This is a genomic window from Bradyrhizobium sp. P5_C12 (genome assembly GCF_054049735.1).
The window spans coordinates 65,128-86,704 of sequence record NZ_JBFULU010000004.1 but is presented as its reverse complement, the minus strand read 5'-3'; the positions used below and the strand labels follow the sequence as shown (position 1 = coordinate 86,704).

The window sequence follows — 21,577 nt, the reverse complement described above, 5'->3', positions numbered from 1 at the left end:
GCCGGCGTAAGCCGGCCTTTTTGCTGCTTTGTTTGCTTGCTGCGATGCAGGATCGACCTTTGTTCATCTTTCCTTCAGCCTGAAAAGCGCTTCTGTTATGGGAGCTTAGACCGGTGGTCCCGTGACGGGGGCAGGGCCGGAGACCACGGAACTGATATGCTTGACCTCGCAATCGTAGGCGGCGGCCCCGGCGGGCTGATGAGCGCCTGGTATCTGAAGCGTAAGCTCGGCGATCTCTGCCGCGTCACCATCTATGAGGCGTCCGACCGGCTCGGCGGCAAGATCGTCACGCGCAAATTCGATTCCGCGCCCGCGATGTACGAGGCCGGCGTCGCCGAGATCTACGACTACTCGATGACCGGGCCCGACCCGCTGCGCGAGCTGATCCAGCATTTCGGTTTGCAGACCATTCCGATGGACGCGGAACAGGTGCAGTTCGGCGGCGAGCTGCTCGACGACGTGGCGGGCATGCGCCGCAAATACGGCGCCAAGACTGCGGCGGCGATCGAGGCGTTCCGCGCGCGCTGCGCCGAACAGATGTCGCCGGTCGAATATTACGAAGGCGTCGGTGCGCACGACAACGAGAACCCCTGGGCCTACAAGACCGCCGAGCAGGTGCTCGACGAGGAGGTCGAGGACGACACGGCCAAGCGCTTCTTCAAGGTGATGGCCCGCTCCGACATCGCCACCGAGAGCCATAACACCAACGGGCTCAACGCGCTCAAGAACTATTTGATGGATGTCGACGGCTATATCGGCCTCTACTCCATCCAGAACGGCAACGAGCAGATCATCGAATGCCTGCAGTCAGAGGTGAATGCCGACATCCAGCTCAATCACCGCGTGCTCGCCGTCGGCAAGGCGCCGACCGGCCGCTATCAGCTCAAGATGATGAACGGCAAGGGGCCGGAGACGCGCGACTTCGACCTGGTGCTGGTCTGCCTGCCGCATTCATGGCTTGCGACCGTCGGCTGGGAAGGCGAGCAGCTCCGCAAGTCGATGGTCAAGCACGTGTCGTATTTCGACCGTCCCGCGCACTATCTGCGCGTGTCGATCCTGTTCGATACGCCGTTCTGGGGCGACAGGATCGCCGGCGCCTGGTTCATGTCGGAAGCCTTCGGCGGCTGCTGCGTCTACAATGAGGGCGCGCGCCACGACGTCGGCAAGCACGGCGTGCTGAACTGGCTCATTCCCGGCTCCGACGCGCTCGCCTTCGCCAATTTGTCGGATCAGGAACTGATCGATGCCGCGCTGAAATCGCTGCCGGCTTCGCTGGGCGATGCGCGCGCGCATTTTCTGGAAGGCAAGATCCACCGCTGGCTGTCGTCGGTCAACGCGATTCCGGGCGGTCTGCCCGTGCGCGACGTCATGACCAATCACCGGCCGGAGCCGAAGGAGCATCCCGGCATCGTGCTGGTCGGCGACTATCTGTTCGATTCCACGCTGAACGGCCTGCTCGACTCCTCGGATGCGGCCACCGACATCATCCTGACCGAGATKATGCGCCTGCGCCGCGAGCACGCGCAGGGCGACAAGCCGCTCTCCGACAAGATCGACCGCGGCTATTTTGAGAACTATCGCGGCCAGGGTCCTTACGGCGAGGCGTGGCAGCACTTCACGGATCCCGACTATCTCACAAAGCTGATCGGCATCGTCTGGGGCAAGGCCAAGGGCGCCAGGCTGCTGGTCGCGGGCTCGGCCAGCGGCGAGCTGGTCGGCGCGCTGCGCGAGCGCGGCATCGACGCCTTCGGCATCGAGAACAACCGTGCAATTCACGCCAGGACGCCGAAGGCGCTGAAGAAGTACAACAAGCTCGGCTCGATCCTCGACATGCCGTTCAAGGACGGTGCGTTCGACTTCGTGTTCGAGACCAGCCTCTGCCACGTTTCCCCGAAGCAGGTGGTCCGCGCCATCCGGGAGTTGAACCGCGTGGTCAAGACCGGCCTCGTGTTCGGCTCGATCACCTCGGACATGGCGCCTGCGCTGATCGACCGCTACGACCTGCTGCGCGGCGTCAAGAAGCTCGGCACCTGGTGGGAATGGTCGGAACTGTTCTTCGGCAACGGCTTCGATCTGTCGATGCACCGCAAGGACTGCACGGATGCGCTCTGGGAGGCGACGCTCGCGGCCAACAAGGGCCCGGGCCAGTGGTACGCCGACGCCGACAGCCTGCGTTATTCCTTCTTCGACAAGGTCGAGAACGAGGACGAGGACTAGCCGCGGGATCGGATCAATTCGCCAATTGCTTTGCCGAATTGATCCTGATCGCATAGAATCGATGCGATAGCGGCTGCCGCTATTTCCCTGCTTTCTCTGCGGTCATGCCGGCCGTCAGCATCGGTTGGTTTCATGGCGTCCAAGCCTCTCTCGCCCGACAAACAGAAGCTCGCTACGGAAGAGGCGGCCGAGCTCAAGGACAAGCTCGTGGCCGGCGACAAGCCCGAGCTGGAAGACGACGAGGACGACGAGGGCGAGGACGACGAGCTGGAGCTCGACGACGACGATGAGGACGAGGACCTCGTCGTCTTTACCGCGCGCGAAGCCGCCGGCGCGCTCGCGACCATCCTGGGCTTCGTCAAACCCTATCTGACGAACTACAAGCGAATGCTGTCATTCGTGGCGTTCGGCGTCGTTGTCGAGACGTTGTTCAACGTCATCATGCCGCTCAGCCTGAAGTTCCTGATCGACGACGCGCTCGGCGAGGAGGACTTCCAGGCCCTCTACAAGATCCTCGGCGTGCTCGCGGTCGCCGGAATCTTCACCTCGATCGTCGCGGTCTGGTACGAGCGCTGGGACGCGCGGCTCGCGGCCTGCATCATCTCCGACGTCCGCAAACGTCTGTTCGAGCACGTCCAGGACCTGCCGGCGGCCTATTTCGGCCGCACCAAGCGCGGCGAGATCCTGTCGCGTTTCTCGGTCGACCTCGCGGCCTTCGAGGGTTCGGTCAAGACCTTCGCCAACAGCGCGGCGCTGCCGTTCCTGGAGTTGATCGCCGGCATTATCCTGATGTTCTTTTTGAACTGGCAGCTCGCGGTGGTTGCGCTGCTGGTGTTCCCGATCACGCTGATCGGGCCGCGCATGCTGACGCCGAAGGCGGTGCAGGCGAACTACGAGCAGAAGCTCAACGAGTCCGCGCTGCTCGGCATGGTGCAGGAGAACGTGGCGGCGCAGGCCGTGATCAAGGCGTTCAGCCTGCAACGCAGGATGTTCGGCTTCTTCACCTTCCGTAACGATGAGACCCGTAACAGGATGGCCTCAGCCGCGTTCCTGTCGACCATGGTGGAGCGGACAGTCACGATCTCGGTGCTGCTCTTGCACCTCGTGGTGCTGGCGATCGGCGCCTATCTGGCAACCAAGGGCCAGATCACCATCGGCACCTTCGTCACCTTCGAGAGCGCGTTCTGGGAGGTCTCCTACAATATCGCCCATGTGATGCATTTCGTCCCGGTGTCGATCTCCTCGGCCGCCGCGATCCGTCACATCCAGGAACTGCTCGACGAGCCGACGCGCAGCGCCGATCGCCCCGGCGCGCCGGACTTGCCGCGCATCACCCACGACATCACCTTCGACCGCGTGACATTCCAGTACGAAGGCAGCCAGACGCCGGTGCTGGACAATCTCAGCCTCAAGCTCGATGTCGGCAAGCGCATCGCCATCGTTGGCCCCTCAGGCTCCGGCAAGAGCACGCTGCTCAATTTGATCCTGCGGCTCTACGTGCCCGACGAGGGGCGCGTCACCATCGACGGCGTCGATGTCCGCAAGGTGACGCTGGATTCGCTGCGCCGGAGCATGGCGGTCGTGTTCCAGGAGAACATGCTGTTCAACATGTCGATCCGCGAGAACATCCGCCTCGGCAAGGAGGGCGCGACCGACGAGGAGGTGGAGGAGGCCGCCAAGAAGGCCGAGATCCACCGCTACATCATGAGCTTGCCGCAGCGATACGACACGCCGGTCGGCGAGCGCGGTGACACCCTGTCGGGCGGCCAGCGCCAGCGCATCGCGATTGCACGCGCGATCATCCGTAATCCTTCCGTGCTGCTGCTCGACGAGGCGACGTCGGCGCTGGACCAGACCACGGAGGCCGCGATCAACCGCACGCTGCTGAAGGTCGCCAAGGGCCGCACCATGATCTGGTCGACCCACCGCCTGACCTCGGTGGTCGAGATGGACGAGATCATCGTGATTTCAGGGGGCAGGGCGATCGAGCGCGGCTCGCATGCCGAGCTGCTGGCGAAGAACGGCACCTATCGCTCGCTGTGGAACGACCAGATCCACCAGCCGCATGGCGCCGCGGCTCACGCCGACGATGACGACGAGGATGAAGACGATAACGAGGATGATGAGGACGAGGACGACGAGAAGGAGTGACCGAGGAAGTTCGGCTCCAGATCGAGTGCTCCTCCAAGCGGCCGCAACAGCCCCTGAGCCGACCAGGCGATGAAGCGCGCCCAGCGCTGCGCCGTCCAATAGGAGCTGGTGTCGATCGAGACTGAGCGGAAGTCGAACGCCTTCGCCGCCGACCATTCATCGCAGGCCCGCTTGACCGGATCGTCGTAGAAGGCGGCGGTCTTGCCCGTATCCATCCCGTCGGAGGCGAGCCATCGCGGGACGTAGACGTTGCAGAGCCGCTCGACGTCGGTGAACACCTTGTCGCAGCCGGTGCCGGCGACGGGGCAGGAGGTCGAAAACGCGTCGCCCACCAGCACGAGGCCGGGCTGGCCGCGGGCATCGTTCACATAGAGATCGACCGGGCGGATCTTCATCTCGCCGGGGATGTCGAAGCGGCCGGTGATGTGCTTCAGCCGCGGCAGCGCGGCATCCAGCGTCTCGGCCGGCGCGCGGCGCAGCTCGCGCAACCAGGGATCGTCGAAATCGCGGTAGACGAACAAATTGGCGCGCATCCGCGGGCCGATCGGAAACATGCAGATATAGGGAATGCGGTCGCTCGGCCGCTCCGAAAAATAGGTCAGGGACGGGAAGCCGAACGATGTTCGTCCGGCGGGCACCACGTCGAATCCGATCGAGATCGAATGGCAGGCGCTGATGACCTTGCGCGCGATGCCGAGCTGGTGGCGCAGGCCGACATTCAGGCCGTTGGCGAGCACGACCAGGCGGGCCGAGACCGTCTCGTCGTTGGAGAGCACGACCTTCTGCCGCTCCGGACTGGTCTCGACCGACAGGGCCTTGGCGCAGATGCGCTCGACCGTGTCGGGGATTTCGTCGCGGACGGCGTTGACCAGGGAATCGTAGAGGATGTTGAACTGCCGGCTCGGCGCCTTGTCGAGCAGGCGACCGAATCGCGCGATCCAGTTCTCGCCGGCAAAAGTGGCGCGGCGCAGCACCGATTCTCCGATTCCGGTCCGCAAGAATCGCTCGACCTGCACCTGACCGCTGAGTTTTTCGACGCGAAAATCGGCCGGATAGGTCTCATGCGGATCGATCAGCACGGTCGAAATGCCGGCGCGACCGAGCATTGCGGCGGCGGTCGAGCCGGAAAGTCCGCCGCCGATAATGGCAATGTCGGTGTACCGCATGGCGCTAATCTCCGCCGAAGGCGTCAGATTGACGCATCAACAGGAAAAAAAGCCTTAGCATTGGTTATAAAAGTATATTTCGCCCGGGTATAAATCGTGTTTGGGCTAGCGGAACCGTCGCTCCGTTGCCATATCGGGGAAGTGCTGTGAGGGCGGCAAAGAGGCGATTTCTACAGGCGCGAGAAGCGCTTTGTGACTGTCGTTTCGCCTTGACTTGACCGACTCCCACTTATAGAAAGCGCCTCACTTAACGACAGGCGGTGAGCATCGCCAACGTCGGTACGGAGCACCTGCCTGACCCCCTTGGGGCGCTTGGCAGGCACCAACCTCGACGAATGCTGCTCAAACGCTGTCGCTTATAGCTAGGCAATGCCAGGCGATTTTAGTTCTCTTGAGCACGTTCTCTTGAGATCGAACTCGGATGCATGACCTCGGTGCGTGGGCCTCGGCGTTTCGCCGTTGGTTCAAGACTGCGGTCCTCTGTACGTCGAAACGCTTTCCGCTCAGTGATGGAGCGGTTGGCGCAATTTCGCTTTGTGCGGATTGTTCCGCGCGGGGTGACCCCATCGGACGGGTAGTCCGAACAGAATTTGCGGACCCGGTGACGGGCCGCGGCAAGACAGCGGACCCGAAAGGGGCCGCGGCAGAAAAAGGGTGAAGGCCAGGATGCCGACGATCAACCAGCTGATCGCACAACCGCGGGAAGTGCAGAAGTCGCGCAAGAAGGTGCCGGCGCTGCAGCAGTCGCCGCAGAAGCGCGGCGTTTGCACGCGCGTCTACACCACGACCCCGAAGAAGCCGAACTCGGCGCTTCGTAAGGTCGCCAAGGTGCGCCTGACCAACGGCTTCGAGGTGATCGGCTACATCCCCGGTGAGGGCCATAACCTCCAGGAGCACTCGGTGGTCATGATCCGCGGCGGCCGCGTCAAGGACTTGCCCGGCGTGCGCTACCACATCCTCCGCGGCGTTCTGGATACCCAGGGCGTCAAGAACCGTAAGCAGCGCCGTTCGAAGTACGGCGCCAAGCGTCCGAAGTAAGCGGGAACCACGTCCATGTCTCGTCGCCACTCAGCGGAAAAGCGCGAAGTTCTGCCGGATCCGAAGTTCGGGAACATCGTGATCACGAAGTTCATGAACTCGGTGATGTATGCCGGCAAGAAGTCGGTCGCCGAAGGCATCGTCTACGGTGCGCTCGGTCTCATCGAAACCAAGACCAAGCAGAACCCGCTCGGCGTGTTCGAGCAGGCACTCGAGAACGTCATGCCGACGATCGAAGTGCGCTCCCGCCGCGTCGGCGGTGCGACCTACCAGGTTCCGGTCGAGGTTCGCTCGACCCGCCGCCAGGCGCTGGGTATCCGCTGGCTGATTTCGGCTGCGCGCGAGCGCAACGAGAAGACGATGACCGAGCGGCTCTCTGCCGAGCTGCTGGACGCGTCGAACAACCGGGGTAACGCCGTCAAGAAGCGTGAAGACGTGCATCGTATGGCGGAAGCCAACCGCGCCTTCTCGCATTATCGCTGGTAACAGCGAAGCCAACGGACTCGCAAGGAACGCCCATGCCCCGCCAACATGCCATCGAGGACTACCGCAACTTCGGTATCATGGCGCATATCGACGCCGGCAAGACCACGACGACCGAGCGCATCCTCTATTACACCGGCAAGAGCCACAAGATCGGCGAAGTGCACGAAGGTGCCGCGACGATGGACTGGATGGAGCAGGAGCAGGAGCGTGGCATCACGATCACCTCGGCTGCCACCACCGCGTTCTGGGCCGGCAAGCGCCTGAACATCATCGACACTCCCGGCCACGTCGACTTCACCATCGAAGTCGAGCGTTCGCTGCGCGTGCTCGACGGTGCCGTCTGCGTGCTCGACAGCAACCAGGGCGTCGAGCCCCAGACCGAGACGGTCTGGCGCCAGGGCGACAAGTACAAGGTTCCGCGCATCGTCTTCGCCAACAAGATGGACAAGACCGGCGCCGACTTCTTCAAGTGCCTGGCCGACATCGTCGACCGCCTCGGCGCCAAGCCGATCGCGATCCAGCTTCCGATCGGTGCCGAGAACAACTTCAAGGGTCTCGTCGACCTCGTGAAGATGAAGGGCATCGTCTGGAACGATGAATCGCTCGGCGCGAAGTTCGACTATGTCGACATTCCGGAAGATCTGGTCGAGCAGGCCAAGGAATACCGCGAGAAGATGGTGGAAGCCGCCGTCGAGCTCGACGACGACGCGCTCGCCGCCTTCCTCGACGGCAACGAGCCCGACGAGGCGACGCTGAAGCGGCTGATCCGCAAGGCGGTGCTGACCGGCGCGTTCTATCCCGTGCTGTGCGGCTCGGCCTTCAAGAACAAGGGCGTGCAGCCGCTGCTCGACGCCGTCGTCGACTATCTGCCGTCGCCGATCGACGTGCCCGCGATCAAGGGCACGGATGACCGCGGCAACGAGGTCGTGCGCAAGGCCGACGACAAGGAGCCGCTCGCGCTGCTCGCGTTCAAGATCATGGACGATCCGTTCGTCGGCACCATCACCTTCTGCCGCATCTACTCCGGCGTCCTGCAGAGCGGCACCGGCGTCGTGAACTCGACGCGCGAGAAGAAGGAGCGCATCGGGCGCATGCTGCTGATGCATGCGAACAACCGCGAAGACATCAAGGAAGCCTATGCCGGCGACATCGTCGCGCTGGCCGGCCTGAAGGAAGCGCGCACTGGTGACACGCTGTGCGATCCCGACAAGCAGGTGATCCTCGAAAAGATGGAATTCCCCGAGCCGGTCATCGAGATCGCGATCGAGCCGAAGTCGAAGGCCGACCAGGAAAAGCTGGGCGTGGCGCTGGCGAAACTCGCTGCGGAGGATCCGTCCTTCCGCGTGTCGACCGACCAGGAGTCCGGCCAGACCATCCTCAAGGGCATGGGCGAACTCCATCTCGACATCAAGGTCGACATTCTCCGCCGCACCTACAAGGTCGACGCGAACATCGGCGCGCCGCAGGTGGCGTTCCGTGAGCGCGTGACCAAGAAGGCCGAGGTCAAGTACACGCACAAGAAGCAGACCGGCGGTACCGGTCAGTTCGCCGAAGTGTCGATCGTGGTCGAGCCGAACGAGCCCGGCAAGGGCTACGAGTTCGAGTCCAAGATCGTCGGCGGCGCGGTGCCGAAGGAATACATCCCCGGCGTCGAAAAGGGCCTCAACAGCGTCATGAGCTCTGGCGTGGTCGCGGGCTTCCCCGTGGTCGACGTCAAGGTTCAACTGGTCGACGGCAAGTATCACGACGTCGACTCGTCGGCGCTCGCCTTCGAAATCGCTTCGCGTGCTGCATTCCGCGAGGCCTTGCAGAAGGGCAAGTCCGTCCTGCTCGAGCCGATCATGAAGGTCGAAGTGGTGACCCCGGAAGACTACACCGGCTCGGTCATCGGCGACCTGAATTCCCGGCGCGGTCAGATCCAGGGTCAAGACATGCGCGGCAACGCCAACGTCATCAACGCGATGGTGCCGCTCATGAACATGTTTGGGTACGTGAATAACCTGCGCTCGATGAGCCAGGGTCGCGCGACCTTCACCATGCAGTTCGACCACTACGCAGAAGCGCCGGCGAACGTGTCGGCAGAAGTCCAGAAGAAGTTTGCCTGATTGTCGTCGGTCTCGAGCTGACGATTGAACGGAGAGTCAAATGGCCAAAGCAAAGTTTGAACGTAACAAGCCGCACTGCAACATCGGCACCATCGGTCACGTCGACCATGGCAAGACGTCGCTGACCGCGGCGATCACCAAGATCCTCGCCGAGACCGGCGGTGCGACGTTCACGGCGTACGACCAGATCGACAAGGCGCCGGAAGAAAAGGCGCGCGGCATCACGATCTCGACCGCACACGTCGAGTACGAGACCAAGAACCGCCACTACGCCCACGTCGACTGCCCCGGCCACGCCGACTACGTCAAGAACATGATCACCGGCGCTGCCCAGATGGACGGCGCGATCCTGGTCGTGTCCGCCGCTGACGGCCCGATGCCGCAGACCCGCGAGCACATCCTGCTCGCCCGCCAGGTCGGCGTGCCCGCGCTCGTCGTGTTCCTGAACAAGTGCGACATGGTCGACGATCCGGAGCTGCTCGAGCTCGTCGAGCTCGAGGTCCGCGAGCTGCTCTCGAAGTACGACTTCCCGGGCGACAAGATTCCGATCATCAAGGGCTCGGCGCTCGCCGCTCTCGAAGATTCCGACAAGAAGCTCGGCCACGACGCCATCCTCGAGCTGATGAAGAACGTCGACGAGTACATCCCGCAGCCGGAGCGTCCGATCGACCAGCCGTTCCTGATGCCGGTTGAAGACGTGTTCTCGATCTCGGGCCGCGGCACCGTCGTGACCGGCCGTGTCGAGCGCGGCATCGTCAAGGTCGGCGAGGAAATCGAGATCGTCGGTCTGCGTGCGACCCAGAAGACCACGGTCACCGGCGTCGAAATGTTCCGCAAGCTGCTCGATCAGGGCCAGGCCGGCGACAACATCGGCGCGCTGCTCCGCGGCACCAAGCGCGAGGACGTCGAGCGCGGCCAGGTGCTGTGCAAGCCGGGTTCGGTCAAGCCGCACACCAAGTTCAAGGCCGAGGCCTACATCCTCACCAAGGAAGAGGGCGGCCGCCATACCCCGTTCTTCACCAACTACCGTCCGCAGTTCTACTTCCGCACCACCGACGTGACCGGTGTCGTGCATCTGCCGGAAGGCACCGAGATGGTGATGCCGGGCGACAACATCGCGATGGAAGTGCACCTGATCGTGCCGATCGCGATGGAAGAGAAGCTCCGCTTCGCGATCCGCGAAGGCGGTCGCACCGTCGGCGCCGGCGTCGTCGCCTCGATCATCGAGTAATCACGCGAATAGGGAATGGCGAGTGGCGAGTGGATGAAATCCATTCGCTATTCGCTACTCGCCACCCACTGAGAAAGACACGGCAATGAACGGCCAAAATATTCGTATCCGTCTCAAGGCGTTCGACCATCGAATTCTCGATACGTCGACCCGCGAGATCGTGAACACGGCGAAGCGCACCGGCGCGCAGGTCCGCGGACCCATTCCGCTGCCCACCCGCATCGAGAAGTTCACCGTCAACCGTTCGCCGCACGTCGACAAGAAGAGCCGCGAACAGTTCGAGATGCGCACTCACAAGCGCCTGCTCGACATCGTCGATCCGACCCCGCAGACCGTCGATGCTTTGATGAAGCTCGACCTGGCCGCCGGTGTCGACGTCGAGATCAAGCTCTAAGATTTTTGGATCACGTTCGCGACTAGCGGACAGAAAGAACAGGAAGCACGCCGATGCGCTCCGGAGTGATCGCACAAAAGGTCGGGATGACGCGGGTCTTTACAGAGGCCGGCGAACATATCCCCGTGACCGTGCTGAAGCTCGGCAATTGCCAGGTCGTAGCCCACCGCACTGAAGAGAAGAACGGTTACGTCGCGCTCCAGCTCGGTGCCGGCAGCCGCAAGACCGTATATCTGCCCAAGGCGGAGCGCGGCCAGTTCGCGGTCGCCAAGGTCGAGCCGAAGCGACAGGTCGAGGAGTTCCGCGTCTCCGCGGATCAGATGATCCCCGTTGGCGCCGAGATCCTCGCCGATCACTTCGTCGTCGGCCAGTTCGTCGACGTCACCGGCACCTCGGTCGGTAAGGGCTTTGCCGGCGGCATGAAGCGCTGGAACTTCGGCGGTCTGCGCGCCACCCACGGCGTGTCGGTCTCGCATCGTTCGATCGGTTCGACCGGCGGCCGTCAGGATCCCGGCAAGACCTGGAAGAACAAGAAGATGCCCGGCCACATGGGTGTCGACCGCATCACCACGCTCAACCTTCGCGTCGTCCAGACCGATGTCGAGCGCGGCCTGATCCTCGTCGAAGGCGCCGTTCCCGGCTCCAAGGGCGGCTGGATCCGCGTGCGCGACGCCGTCAAGAAGCCGCTGCCGAAGGAAGCTCCGAAGCCCGGCAAGTTCAAGGTTGCGGGTGGCGAAGCCGAGGCTGCGGCCCAGCAGGAGGGTGCGTGAGATGGAATTGAAGGTCACCACCCTCGAGGGCAAGGAAGCCGGCTCGGTCCAGCTTTCCGACGCCATTTTCGGCCTTGAGCCGCGCCAGGACATCATTGCGCGTTGCGTGCAGTGGCAGCTCAACAAGCGCCAGGCCGGCACCCACAAGGCCAAGGGCCGCGCCGAGATCTGGCGCACCGGCAAGAAGATGTACAAGCAGAAGGGCACCGGCGGTGCTCGTCACGGCTCGGCCCGCGTGCCGCAGTTCCGCGGCGGCGGCCGTGCCTTCGGTCCGGTGGTGCGTTCGCACGCCACCGACCTGCCGAAGAAGGTCCGCGCGCTTGCTCTCAAGCATGCGCTGTCGGCGAAGGCCAAGGACGGCGATCTGCTCGTGATCGACAAGGCCGCGCTGGAAGCCGCCAAGACCAAGGCGCTGCTCGGTCACTTCTCGGGCCTGGGCTTGACCAACGCGCTGATCATCGACGGCGCCGAGCTCAACAACGGCTTTGCCGCCGCAGCCCGCAACATCCCGAACATGGACGTGCTGCCGATCCAGGGCATCAACGTCTATGACATCCTGCGCCGTCAGAAGCTCGTTCTGACCAAGGCCGCCATCGATGCGCTGGAGGCGCGCTTCAAATGACGAAGAACATCGAGCCTCGCCATTACGACGTGATCGTCGCTCCGGTCGTCACCGAAAAGGCGACGCTGGCGTCCGAGCACAACAAGGTCCTGTTCAAGGTGGCTGCGAAGGCAACCAAGCCGCAGATCAAGGAAGCGATCGAGAAGCTGTTCGACGTCAAGGTCAAGAGCGTCAACACGCTGGTCCGCAAGGGCAAGACCAAGGTCTTCCGCGGCAATCTCGGTTCGCAGTCGAACACCAAGCGCGCGATCGTGACCCTCGAAGAGGGTCACCGGATCGACGTGACCACCGGTCTGTAAGGTCCTACGACGATGGCACTGAAGAAATTCAATCCCACGACGCCGGGCCAGCGCCAGCTGGTCATGGTCGATCGTTCAGCTCTCTACAAGGGCAAGCCGGTCAAGGCGCTCACCGAAGGCAAGCACTCCTCCGGCGGTCGCAACAACACCGGTCGCATCACCGTGCGTTTCCGCGGCGGCGGGCACAAGAAGACCCTGCGCACCGTCGACTTCAAGCGCGACAAGGTCGATGCGCCCGCGATCGTCGAGCGGCTGGAATACGATCCGAACCGCACCGCGTTCATCGCGCTGATCAAGTACGAAGACGGCACCCAGGCCTATATCCTGGCGCCGCAGCGTCTGGCGGTCGGCGATTCCGTCGTGGCCGGCAACTATGTCGACGTGAAGCCGGGCAACGTCATGCCGCTCGGCAACATGCCGGTCGGCACGATCATCCACAACATCGAGGTCAAGATCGGCAAGGGCGGCCAGCTCGCCCGTTCCGCGGGCACCTACGCCCAGCTCGTCGGTCGCGATCAGGACTATGTGATCGTCCGCCTGAACTCGGGCGAGCAGCGCCTGGTGCACGGCCGTTGCCGCGGCACGATCGGCGCGGTGTCGAACCCCGATCACATGAACACCTCGATCGGCAAGGCCGGCCGCACCCGTTGGATGGGCCGTCGCCCGCACAACCGCGGCGTCTCGATGAACCCGATCGACCATCCGCACGGCGGTGGTGAAGGTCGTACCTCGGGCGGTCGCCACCCGGTCACCCCGTGGGGCAAGCCGACCAAGGGCAAGAAGACCCGCAGCAACAAGTCGACCAACAAATTCATTCTCCTAAGCCGCCACAAGCGGAAGAAGTAAGGAACGCCGGACATGGTTCGTTCAGTCTGGAAAGGCCCGTTCGTCGAAGGCTCTCTGCTCAAGAAGGCAGATGCCGCGCGCGCGTCCGGCCGTCACGACGTCATCAAGATCTGGAGCCGTCGCTCGACCATCCTGCCGCAGTTCGTCGGCCTGACCTTCGGTGTCTACAACGGTCAGAAGCACGTTCCGGTAGCGGTCAACGAGGAAATGGTCGGTCACAAGTTCGGCGAGTTCTCGCCGACCCGGACCTTCCACGGCCACTCCGGTGACAAGAAAGCCAAGAAGGCTTGAGGATTAAACGATGAGCAAACCTAAGCGCGAACGGAGCCTCGCCGAGAACGAGGCCAAGGCGGTCGCCCGGATGCTGCGGGTGAGCCCGCAGAAGCTCAACCTGGTCGCCCAGCTCATTCGCGGCCGGAAGGCGTCTGCCGCACTTGCCGACCTGCAGTTTTCGCGCAAGCGGATCGCGGTCGACGTCAAGAAGTGCCTGGAATCGGCGATCGCCAATGCCGAGAACAATCACGACCTGGACGTCGACGATCTCGTCGTGACCCAGGCCTTCGTCGGCAACGGCCTCGTGATGAAGCGCTTTGCGGCGCGCGGTCGCGGCCGTTCGGGCCGCGTCTACAAACCATTTTCGCAGCTGACGATCATTGTTCGTCAGGTCGAAGCCGAAGCGGCGGCCTAAGGGTCGCAGGAGAATACGATGGGTCAAAAGATCAATCCGATCGGTCTGCGTCTCGGCATCAACCGGACCTGGGATTCCCGCTGGTTCGCCGGCAAGCAGGAATACGGCAAGCTGCTGCACGAGGACGTCAAGATCCGCGAGATCCTGCACAAGGAGCTCAAGCAGGCGGCCGTCGCCCGCATCGTGATCGAGCGTCCGCACAAGAAGTGCCGCGTCACCATCCACTCGGCGCGTCCGGGCGTGGTGATCGGCAAGAAGGGCGCCGACATCGACAAGCTGCGCAAGAAGGTCGCGGACATCACCTCGTCCGACGTTGTCATCAACATCGTCGAAATCCGCAAGCCGGAGCTCGATGCGACGCTGGTGGCCGAATCGATCGCGCAGCAGCTCGAGCGCCGCGTCGCGTTCCGCCGCGCCATGAAGCGCGCCGTGCAGTCGGCGATGCGTCTCGGCGCCGAAGGCATCCGCATCAACTGCTCGGGTCGTCTGGGCGGTGCGGAAATCGCCCGCATGGAGTGGTACCGCGAAGGCCGCGTGCCGCTGCACACGCTGCGCGCCGACATCGACTACGGCGTCGCGACCGCGTTCACGACCTTCGGCACCTGCGGCGTCAAGGTCTGGATCTTCAAGGGTGAGATCCTCGAGCACGATCCGATGGCCCAGGACAAGAGAATGGCCGAAGGCGAGACCGGTGGCGGTGGCGGCGGCCGGCAGCGCCGTGACAACGCTGCGGCCTGACGCCAGCACAGAGAATTTGAGGGCTTGAAGCCATGATGCAACCTAAGAAAACGAAGTTCCGGAAGGCGCATAAGGGCCGCATCCACGGCGTTGCGTCTTCGGGCGCGACGTTGGCGTTCGGCCAGTTCGGCCTGAAGGCGACCGAGCCTGAGCGCGTCACCGCGCGCCAGATCGAGGCCGCCCGCCGCGCGCTGACCCGCCACATGAAGCGTGCCGGCCGCGTCTGGATCCGCGTGTTCCCCGACGTTCCCGTGTCAAAGAAGCCCGCCGAAGTCCGCATGGGCTCCGGCAAGGGTTCGCCGGAATTGTGGGTCGCGCGCGTCAAGCCGGGCCGGGTGCTGTTCGAGATCGACGGCGTCAACACCCAGACCGCGCGTGAGGCGCTGACCCTGGCGGCCGCCAAGCTGCCGATCAAGACGCGCTTCGTCGAGCGCATTGCGGAGTAATGGCCATGGCCCAGATGAAGATCGAAGACATCCGCGCGATGAGCCCTGATCAGCAGGATGACGCCATCCTGAACCTGAAGAAGGAGCGCTTCAACCTGCGTTTCCAGCGCGCCACCGGGCAGCTCGAGAACACCTCGCGCCTGCGCGAGGCCCGCCGTGACATCGCCCGTATCAAGACCGTCGCCGCGCAGAAGCGCGCGAAAGAGAAGTAAGGGGCTTACGAAGATGCCGAAACGTACTTTGCAAGGCGTGGTCGTCAGCGACAAGACTGCCAAGACCGTCGTGGTGCGCGTCGATCGCCGCTTCACGCACCCGATCTACAAGAAGACGATCCGCCGTTCGAAGAACTACCACGCGCACGACGAGGACAACCAGTTCAAGCCGGGCGACATGGTGTGGATCGAGGAATCGAAGCCGATTTCGAAGTTGAAGCGCTGGATCGTGATCCGGGGCGAACACAAGAAAAGCGCCTGATCTGTTGGCTTTAGTCGGCTGACTTCAGGTAAATGTTGAGCGCCGGCTAGGCTGGCGCAAAGAGAAGAGGACGAGGTGCATCAATGATTCAGATGCAGACCAACCTCGACGTGGCCGACAATTCTGGCGCACGCCGTGTCATGTGTATCAAGGTGCTTGGGGGCTCCAAGCGCCGCTACGCCACGATCGGCGACATCATTGTCGTCTCGATCAAGGAAGCGATTCCGCGTGGCAAGGTGAAGAAGGGCGACGTGATGAAGGCCGTCGTGGTGCGTGTCCGCAAGGACATCCGCCGCGCCGACGGTTCGGTCATCCGTTTCGACCGTAACGCCGCCGTCCTGATCAACAACCAGGCCGAGCCGGTCGGTACCCGTATCTTCGGGCCCGTGCCGCGCGAGCTGCGCGCCAAGAACCACATGAAGATCATCTCGCTCGCGCCGGAGGTGCTGTGATGGCTGCGAAGATCCGCAAGGGCGACAAGGTCATCGTGCTGAACGGCCGCGACAAGGGCCGCAGCGGCGAGGTGTTCGAAGTGCGTCCGGACGCCGGCACGGCGCTCGTGCGCGGCATCAACATGGTCAAGCGTCACCAGAAGCAGACGCAGGCCCAGGAGGGCGGCATCATCTCGAAAGAGGCGCCGGTCCAACTGTCCAACATCGCGTATCTCGGCAAGGACGGAAAGCCGACGCGCGTCGGATTCAAGATTCTGGCGGACGGCAAGAAGATCCGCATCGCCAAGCGCTCGGGAGCTGAGATCGATGGCTGAGGCCGCTTATACGCCGCGCCTGCGCGCGGAATACGACGCGAAGATCCGCACGGAGATGACCGAGAAGTTCGGTTATGAGAACGTGATGCAGGTTCCGCGTCTGGACAAGGTCGTGCTGAACATGGGCGTTGGCGATTCCGTCAACGACCGCAAGAAGGCCGAGAACGCCGCTGCCGAATTGACCCTGATCGCCGGCCAGAAGGCGATCGTGACCTATTCGCGGATCGCGATCGCGACTTTCAAGCTGCGTGAGAACCAGCCGATCGGCTGCAAGGTCACGCTGCGCAAGGCCCGCATGTACGAGTTCATCGATCGCCTGGTGACGGTCGCGCTGCCGCGCGTCCGCGACTTCCGCGGTCTGAACCCGAAGAGCTTCGACGGCCGCGGCAACTACTCGCTCGGCCTCAAGGAGCACATCATTTTCCCCGAGATCGACTTCGACAAGGTCACGGAATCCCGCGGTATGGACATCACCGTCTGCACCACGGCCAAGACCGACGACGAGGCGAGGGCGTTGTTGACCGCTTTCAATTTCCCGTTCCGGCAGTGAGACGCTGACCTAAAGCCTCTCAAACRCGGATACCCAGGAGCCAAGCATGGCAAAGAAGAGTTCAGTCGAGAAGAACAACCGGCGCAAGCGGATGGTGAAGAACGCCGCCCCGAAGCGCGAGCGGTTGAAGGCGATCATCGCCGACAAGACGCTGCCGATGGAGGAGCGGTTCGCCGCCACCCTGAAGCTTGCGGAAATGCCGCGCAACTCGTCGGCGACCCGCATCCGTCTGCGTTGCGAGCTGTCGGGCCGTTCGCGCTCGAACTACCGCAAGACCAAACTGTCTCGTATCGCGATGCGCGACCTTGGCTCCAAGGGCATGGTCCCGGGCCTCGTGAAGTCGAGCTGGTAAGGAGGGTCGTTTAGATGTCTACGCACGATCCAATCAGCGATCTGATCACCCGTATCCGCAACGCGCAGATGCGCTCCAAGAGCAAGGTCTCGACGCCTGGTTCGAAGATGCGCGAGAACGTGCTCGAAGTGCTCAAGACCGAGGGCTACATCCGCGGTTACGCCACGCTCGAGCATTCCTCGGGCCGCAGCGAGATCGAGATCGAGCTGAAGTATTTCGACGGCGAGCCCGTCATCCGCGAGATCGAACGAGTTTCCAAGCCTGGGCGTCGCGTCTACGCCTCGGTGAAGGCTCTGCCGCGGGTCAATAACGGACTCGGCATTTCGGTGTTGTCGACGCCGAAGGGGATCATGGCCGACCACAGTGCGCGTGAAGCGAACGTGGGCGGTGAAGTCCTCTTCACGGTGTTCTGAGAAGGATTTTTGATCCATGTCACGTGTTGGCAAAAGGCCTGTGGCGGTGCCCTCGGGTGTTACCGCGACCGTCGACGGGCAGACCGTCAAGATGAAGGGGCCGAAGGGCCAGCTTCAGTTCGTCGTCCATGACGACGTCGAGGTGAAGCTCGAGAACGGCCAGGTCAAGGTGAACCCGCGGGTCGAGACCAACCGCGCGCGGGCGCTGTACGGTACCGCTCGCGCCCAGGTCGCGAATCTGGTCGAAGGCGTCACCAAGGGCTTCGAGAAGAAGCTCGAAATCACCGGCGTCGGTTACCGCGCCGCGATGCAGGGCAAGAACCTGCAGCTCGCGCTCGGCTACAGCCACGACGTGGTCTATGCGATCCCGGAAGGGATCACGATCACCGTGCCGAAGCCGACCGAGATCACGGTGACCGGCAGCGACATCCAGCGCGTCGGCCAGGTCGCGGCCGAAATCCGCGCCTATCGCCCGCCGGAGCCCTACAAGGGCAAGGGCGTCAAGTATGTTGGCGAATTCATCTTCCGCAAGGAAGGCAAGAAGAAGTAACGGAGCCGGTCATGTCGAAAGCCAAGGTTACGAATGCCCGGCGCAAGCGGAGTGTGCGGCTCAAGTTGCGCCGCTCCGGTGGCGGCCGTCCGCGTCTGTCGGTGTTCCGCTCGTCCAAGCACATCTACGCCCAGGTCATTGACGACCTGAAGGGCGAGACGCTGGCCTCTGCCTCCTCGCTCGAGAAGTCGATGCGCGACGGCGGCAAGACCGGCGCCGACATCGATGCGGCGAAGGCGGTCGGCAAGCTGCTGGCCGAGCGCGCCGCGGAGAAGGGCGTCAAGGAAGTCGTGTTTGATCGCGGCAGCTACCTCTACCACGGGCGCGTCAAGGCTCTTGCCGACGCAGCGCGTGAGAGCGGGCTGAGCTTCTAACAGAATTTGAGGATTGAGGCGTAAGCCTCTGAAGGATTGGAAAAATGGCAGAACGCGAACAACGTGGTGGACGCGATCAACGCGGCGGCGGACGTGACCGCCAGCAGCGCGAGGAGCGCGATAGCGAGTTCGTCGACAAGCTGGTCCACATCAACCGCGTGGCCAAGGTCGTCAAGGGCGGCAAGCGCTTTGGTTTCGCAGCGCTGGTCGTGATCGGCGACCAGAAGGGCCGCGCCGGTTTCGGTCACGGCAAGGCGCGCGAAGTGCCTGAGGCGATCCGCAAGGCGACTGAATCCGCCAAGCGCAATTTGACCCGCGTCTCGCTGCGCGAGGGCCGCACGCTGCACCACGACATCGCCGGCCGTCATGGCGCGGGCCGTGTCTACCTGCGCGCCGCGCCGGCCGGTACCGGCATCATCGCCGGCGGTCCGATGCGCGCCGTGTTCGAGACGCTCGGCGTCCAGGACGTGGTGGCGAAGTCGATCGGCTCGTCGAACCCCTACAACATGGTGCGCGCGACCTTCGATGCGCTGAAGCACCAGGATTCGCCGCGTTCGGTCGCAGCCCGCCGCAACATCAAGGTGTCCACTCTGCAGTCCCGCCGCATCGGTGGCGATGCCGAGGCGGCTGCGGACTAACGCAAGCTTTTCGGAGTAGACCACGATGGCCAAGGCCAGCAAGACGATCAAGCTTGAGCAGACCGGCAGCGCGATCCGCCGCCACCACTCGCAGCGCTCGACGCTGATCGGGCTCAAGCTCAACAAGATCGGCCGTACCAGCGAACTGCCGGATACCCCGGCGGTCCGCGGCATGATCGAGAAGGTTCACCATCTCGTCCGCATCGTCGACGAGAAGTAGGCAAGTGCGCGTGATCCCGGGAACCGGCTAGCGGTTTTCGGCCGAGATCATGCGCAAGAAACAAGGAGAAGGGCGATGAAGCTCAGCGATATCGCCGACAACGCCGGCTCGCGCAAGAAGCGCATGCGCGTCGGCCGTGGCATCGGTTCGGGCAAGGGCAAGCAGTCCGGCCGCGGCGGCAAGGGCCAGACCGCGCGTTCGGGCGTGCGCATCAAGGGTTTCGAAGGCGGCCAGATGYCGATGCATCGCCGTCTGCCCAAGCGCGGCTTCAACAACATCTTCCGCATCGAGTTCGCCGAGATCAATCTCGACCGGCTCCAGGAAGCGGTCGATGCCAAGAAGATCGACACCGGCAGCGTCGTGAACGTCGAGGCCCTGGTGAAGGCCGGCGTGCTGCGCCGCGCCAAGGGCGGCCTGCGGCTGCTCGGCCGTGGCGAGCTCAAGGCCAAGCTCAACATCGAAGTGCATGGCGCCTCGAAGACCGCGATTGAGGCGGTCGAGAAGGCCGGCGGCTCGGTGAAGATCCTCGCCCCTGCCAAGGAAGAAGGCGAGGCGGCGTAACAACTGCGTCATTGGCCCGCGGCTCGCGGGCCTTTACGCATGCGGGACGTGGACTTATCGAAGCCGAGCACCAGATAATGTCCGGCGTCCGCTAACTAAGCCCGGCCGCGGGTATGACGGCGCACAAGGCGGCGGGAGAAAGTCCAAGATGGCCTCAGCAGCGGAACAACTGGCAGCCAACCTCAATTTCGGCGCGTTTGCCAAGGCCGACGAGCTCAAGAAGCGCATCTGGTTCACCCTGGGTGCGCTGCTGGTTTACCGGCTCGGCACCTACATCCCGCTGCCCGGCATCGATCCCAACATCTGGGAGCAGGTGTTCCGTTCGCAGGCGGGCGGCATCCTCGGCATGTTCAACATGTTCGCCGGCGGCGGCATCCACCGCATGGCGATCTTCGCGCTGAACATCATGCCGTACATCTCGGCCTCGATCATCATTCAGCTTCTGACCACCGTCTCGCCCCAGCTCGAGGCGCTGAAGAAGGAAGGCGAGGCGGGCCGCAAGACGCTGAACCAGTACACCCGCTATCTCACCGTGATCCTGGCCGCGTTCCAGTCCTATGGCATCGCGGTCGGTCTCGAAGGCGCCGGCAATGTCGTCAGCGACCCCGGCCTGTTCTTCCGTCTCTCCACCGCGATCACGCTGACCGGCGGCACCATGTTCCTGATGTGGCTGGGCGAGCAGATCACCTCGCGCGGCATCGGCAACGGCATCTCGCTGATCATCCTGTCCGGCATCGTCGCCGAGCTGCCGGCGGCGCTCGCCAACATGCTCGAGCTCGGCCGTCAGGGCGCGATGTCGACCGGCCTGATCCTCGTCGTCATCATCATGGCGGTCGCCGTGATCGCCTTCATCGTGTTCATGGAGCGGGCGCAGCGCCGGTTGCTGATCCAGTATCCGAAGCGCCAGGTCGGCAACAAGATGTTCGAGGGCCAGTCCTCGCATCTGCCGCTCAAGCTCAACACCTCGGGCGTGATCCCGCCGATCTTCGCGTCCTCGCTGCTGCTGCTGCCGACAACGGTGGCCAACTTCAACGCGGGCAGCGGGCCGGAGTGGTTCCAGTGGATCACCACCCAGCTCGGCCACGGCCGTCCGCTGTTCCTGATCCTCTATCTCGCGCTGATCGTGTTCTTCGCGTTCTTCTACACCGCGATCGTGTTCAACCCGACCGAGACTGCGGACAATCTGAAGAAGCACGGCGGCTTCATTCCGGGCATCCGTCCCGGCGAGCGCACCGCGGAATATATCGACTACGTGCTGTCGCGCGTCACCGTGCTCGGCGCGATCTATCTGGCGATCGTCTGCTTGATTCCCGAAATCCTGATCTCCTACGCCTCGGTGCCGTTCTACTTCGGCGGCACGTCGCTGCTGATCGTCGTCAGCGTCACCATGGACACGGTGGCGCAGGTGCAGGGCTATCTGCTCGCCCATCAGTACGAGGGCCTGATCCGGAAGTCGAAGCTGCGGGGCCGCCGCAGGTAGAG

29 protein-coding genes are annotated in these 21,577 nt (G+C 63.4%); 28 read left to right on the top strand and 1 reads right to left on the bottom strand.

The window, feature by feature from the left end:
- Positions 1 to 156 precede the first annotated feature (156 nt).
- Complete coding sequence (locus ACXJMY_RS04825) at positions 157 to 2,217, top strand: FAD-dependent oxidoreductase (RefSeq protein WP_456618170.1); 2,061 nt, start codon at positions 157 to 159, stop codon at positions 2,215 to 2,217.
- Between the two features lie 132 nt (positions 2,218 to 2,349).
- On the top strand, positions 2,350 to 4,368 hold the full coding sequence (locus ACXJMY_RS04820; RefSeq protein WP_456618169.1) for an ABC transporter ATP-binding protein: 2,019 nt from the start codon (positions 2,350 to 2,352) through the stop codon (positions 4,366 to 4,368).
- Here ACXJMY_RS04820 and ACXJMY_RS04815 read toward each other — a convergent pair.
- A complete protein-coding gene (locus ACXJMY_RS04815; RefSeq protein ID WP_456618168.1) occupies positions 4,296 to 5,534 on the bottom strand; it encodes an FAD-dependent oxidoreductase in 1,239 nt (412 codons plus the stop codon). The genes ACXJMY_RS04820 and ACXJMY_RS04815 overlap by 73 nt on opposite strands.
- A 666-nt stretch (positions 5,535 to 6,200) precedes the next feature.
- Here ACXJMY_RS04815 and rpsL point away from each other — a divergent pair.
- The 26 genes from rpsL (at position 6,201) to secY (ending at position 21,575) form a co-directional block, all read left to right on the top strand.
- A complete protein-coding gene (rpsL, locus tag ACXJMY_RS04810) occupies positions 6,201 to 6,572 on the top strand; it encodes a 30S ribosomal protein S12 (protein WP_007603006.1) in 372 nt (123 codons plus the stop codon).
- A gap of 15 nt (positions 6,573 to 6,587) precedes the next feature.
- A complete protein-coding gene (rpsG, locus tag ACXJMY_RS04805; RefSeq protein WP_456618167.1) occupies positions 6,588 to 7,058 on the top strand; it encodes a 30S ribosomal protein S7 in 471 nt (156 codons plus the stop codon).
- 32 nt (positions 7,059 to 7,090) lie between these two features.
- Positions 7,091 to 9,163, top strand: coding sequence for an elongation factor G (gene fusA, locus ACXJMY_RS04800; protein WP_456618166.1), 2,073 nt, complete (start codon positions 7,091 to 7,093; stop codon positions 9,161 to 9,163).
- Between the two features lie 40 nt (positions 9,164 to 9,203).
- A complete protein-coding gene (gene tuf / locus ACXJMY_RS04795) occupies positions 9,204 to 10,394 on the top strand; it encodes an elongation factor Tu (protein WP_148770523.1) in 1,191 nt (396 codons plus the stop codon).
- Between the two features lie 85 nt (positions 10,395 to 10,479).
- A complete protein-coding gene (rpsJ, locus tag ACXJMY_RS04790) occupies positions 10,480 to 10,788 on the top strand; it encodes a 30S ribosomal protein S10 (protein WP_002712302.1) in 309 nt (102 codons plus the stop codon).
- A 53-nt stretch (positions 10,789 to 10,841) separates the two neighbouring features.
- A complete protein-coding gene (rplC, locus tag ACXJMY_RS04785; protein ID WP_456618165.1) occupies positions 10,842 to 11,558 on the top strand; it encodes a 50S ribosomal protein L3 in 717 nt (238 codons plus the stop codon).
- A 1-nt stretch (position 11,559) separates the two neighbouring features.
- Positions 11,560 to 12,180: a 50S ribosomal protein L4 gene (rplD, locus tag ACXJMY_RS04780; protein WP_011088150.1), complete on the top strand. Its 621-nt coding sequence runs from the start codon at positions 11,560 to 11,562 to the stop codon at positions 12,178 to 12,180.
- Positions 12,177 to 12,479, top strand: coding sequence for a 50S ribosomal protein L23 (locus tag ACXJMY_RS04775; RefSeq protein ID WP_011088149.1), 303 nt, complete (start codon positions 12,177 to 12,179; stop codon positions 12,477 to 12,479). The genes rplD and ACXJMY_RS04775 overlap by 4 nt, the downstream gene beginning before the upstream one ends.
- A gap of 12 nt (positions 12,480 to 12,491) precedes the next feature.
- Positions 12,492 to 13,325, top strand: a complete 834-nt coding sequence (gene rplB / locus ACXJMY_RS04770) for a 50S ribosomal protein L2 (RefSeq protein ID WP_456618164.1) — start codon at positions 12,492 to 12,494, stop codon at positions 13,323 to 13,325.
- Positions 13,326 to 13,337: 12 nt separating this feature from the next.
- Positions 13,338 to 13,616 (top strand): 30S ribosomal protein S19, encoded by a 279-nt coding sequence (gene rpsS, locus ACXJMY_RS04765; RefSeq protein WP_008136357.1) that lies wholly within the window; start codon positions 13,338 to 13,340, stop codon positions 13,614 to 13,616.
- 10 nt (positions 13,617 to 13,626) lie between these two features.
- The gene (gene rplV, locus ACXJMY_RS04760; protein WP_354231721.1) at positions 13,627 to 14,013 is read left to right on the top strand and encodes a 50S ribosomal protein L22; all 387 of its coding nucleotides are present in this window, start codon (positions 13,627 to 13,629) and stop codon (positions 14,011 to 14,013) included.
- A gap of 18 nt (positions 14,014 to 14,031) precedes the next feature.
- Positions 14,032 to 14,751, top strand: a complete 720-nt coding sequence (gene rpsC / locus ACXJMY_RS04755) for a 30S ribosomal protein S3 (RefSeq protein ID WP_456618163.1) — start codon at positions 14,032 to 14,034, stop codon at positions 14,749 to 14,751.
- Positions 14,752 to 14,783: 32 nt separating this feature from the next.
- Positions 14,784 to 15,197: a 50S ribosomal protein L16 gene (gene rplP, locus ACXJMY_RS04750; RefSeq protein WP_008136349.1), complete on the top strand. Its 414-nt coding sequence runs from the start codon at positions 14,784 to 14,786 to the stop codon at positions 15,195 to 15,197.
- Positions 15,198 to 15,202: 5 nt separating this feature from the next.
- A complete protein-coding gene (gene rpmC / locus ACXJMY_RS04745) occupies positions 15,203 to 15,409 on the top strand; it encodes a 50S ribosomal protein L29 (protein WP_008136348.1) in 207 nt (68 codons plus the stop codon).
- A 13-nt stretch (positions 15,410 to 15,422) separates the two neighbouring features.
- Positions 15,423 to 15,671 carry a 30S ribosomal protein S17 gene (rpsQ, locus tag ACXJMY_RS04740; protein WP_071912842.1) on the top strand — a complete coding sequence of 83 codons (249 nt, stop codon included), beginning with the start codon at positions 15,423 to 15,425 and terminating at the stop codon, positions 15,669 to 15,671.
- A gap of 83 nt (positions 15,672 to 15,754) precedes the next feature.
- The gene (gene rplN, locus ACXJMY_RS04735; protein WP_008549246.1) at positions 15,755 to 16,123 is read left to right on the top strand and encodes a 50S ribosomal protein L14; all 369 of its coding nucleotides are present in this window, start codon (positions 15,755 to 15,757) and stop codon (positions 16,121 to 16,123) included.
- Positions 16,123 to 16,437 (top strand): 50S ribosomal protein L24, encoded by a 315-nt coding sequence (rplX, locus tag ACXJMY_RS04730; protein WP_456618162.1) that lies wholly within the window; start codon positions 16,123 to 16,125, stop codon positions 16,435 to 16,437. Before rplN ends, rplX begins: the two co-directional genes overlap by 1 nt.
- The gene (gene rplE, locus ACXJMY_RS04725; RefSeq protein WP_426615424.1) at positions 16,430 to 16,987 is read left to right on the top strand and encodes a 50S ribosomal protein L5; all 558 of its coding nucleotides are present in this window, start codon (positions 16,430 to 16,432) and stop codon (positions 16,985 to 16,987) included. The genes rplX and rplE overlap by 8 nt, the downstream gene beginning before the upstream one ends.
- 46 nt (positions 16,988 to 17,033) lie before the next feature.
- Complete coding sequence (gene rpsN, locus ACXJMY_RS04720; protein ID WP_426407733.1) at positions 17,034 to 17,339, top strand: 30S ribosomal protein S14; 306 nt, start codon at positions 17,034 to 17,036, stop codon at positions 17,337 to 17,339.
- Positions 17,340 to 17,353: 14 nt separating this feature from the next.
- The gene (rpsH, locus tag ACXJMY_RS04715) at positions 17,354 to 17,752 is read left to right on the top strand and encodes a 30S ribosomal protein S8 (protein ID WP_008136338.1); all 399 of its coding nucleotides are present in this window, start codon (positions 17,354 to 17,356) and stop codon (positions 17,750 to 17,752) included.
- A gap of 16 nt (positions 17,753 to 17,768) precedes the next feature.
- Positions 17,769 to 18,302, top strand: a complete 534-nt coding sequence (gene rplF, locus ACXJMY_RS04710; protein ID WP_200455581.1) for a 50S ribosomal protein L6 — start codon at positions 17,769 to 17,771, stop codon at positions 18,300 to 18,302.
- A gap of 11 nt (positions 18,303 to 18,313) precedes the next feature.
- Positions 18,314 to 18,676: a 50S ribosomal protein L18 gene (gene rplR / locus ACXJMY_RS04705; RefSeq protein WP_007603036.1), complete on the top strand. Its 363-nt coding sequence runs from the start codon at positions 18,314 to 18,316 to the stop codon at positions 18,674 to 18,676.
- A 44-nt stretch (positions 18,677 to 18,720) separates the two neighbouring features.
- Positions 18,721 to 19,314, top strand: a complete 594-nt coding sequence (gene rpsE, locus ACXJMY_RS04700) for a 30S ribosomal protein S5 (RefSeq protein ID WP_129268075.1) — start codon at positions 18,721 to 18,723, stop codon at positions 19,312 to 19,314.
- Between the two features lie 25 nt (positions 19,315 to 19,339).
- The gene (rpmD, locus tag ACXJMY_RS04695) at positions 19,340 to 19,534 is read left to right on the top strand and encodes a 50S ribosomal protein L30 (RefSeq protein WP_074116734.1); all 195 of its coding nucleotides are present in this window, start codon (positions 19,340 to 19,342) and stop codon (positions 19,532 to 19,534) included.
- A gap of 75 nt (positions 19,535 to 19,609) precedes the next feature.
- On the top strand, positions 19,610 to 20,095 hold the full coding sequence (rplO, locus tag ACXJMY_RS04690; RefSeq protein ID WP_456618161.1) for a 50S ribosomal protein L15: 486 nt from the start codon (positions 19,610 to 19,612) through the stop codon (positions 20,093 to 20,095).
- A gap of 148 nt (positions 20,096 to 20,243) precedes the next feature.
- Positions 20,244 to 21,575, top strand: a complete 1,332-nt coding sequence (gene secY, locus ACXJMY_RS04685) for a preprotein translocase subunit SecY (RefSeq protein WP_456618160.1) — start codon at positions 20,244 to 20,246, stop codon at positions 21,573 to 21,575.
- Positions 21,576 to 21,577: the final 2 nt, after the last annotated feature.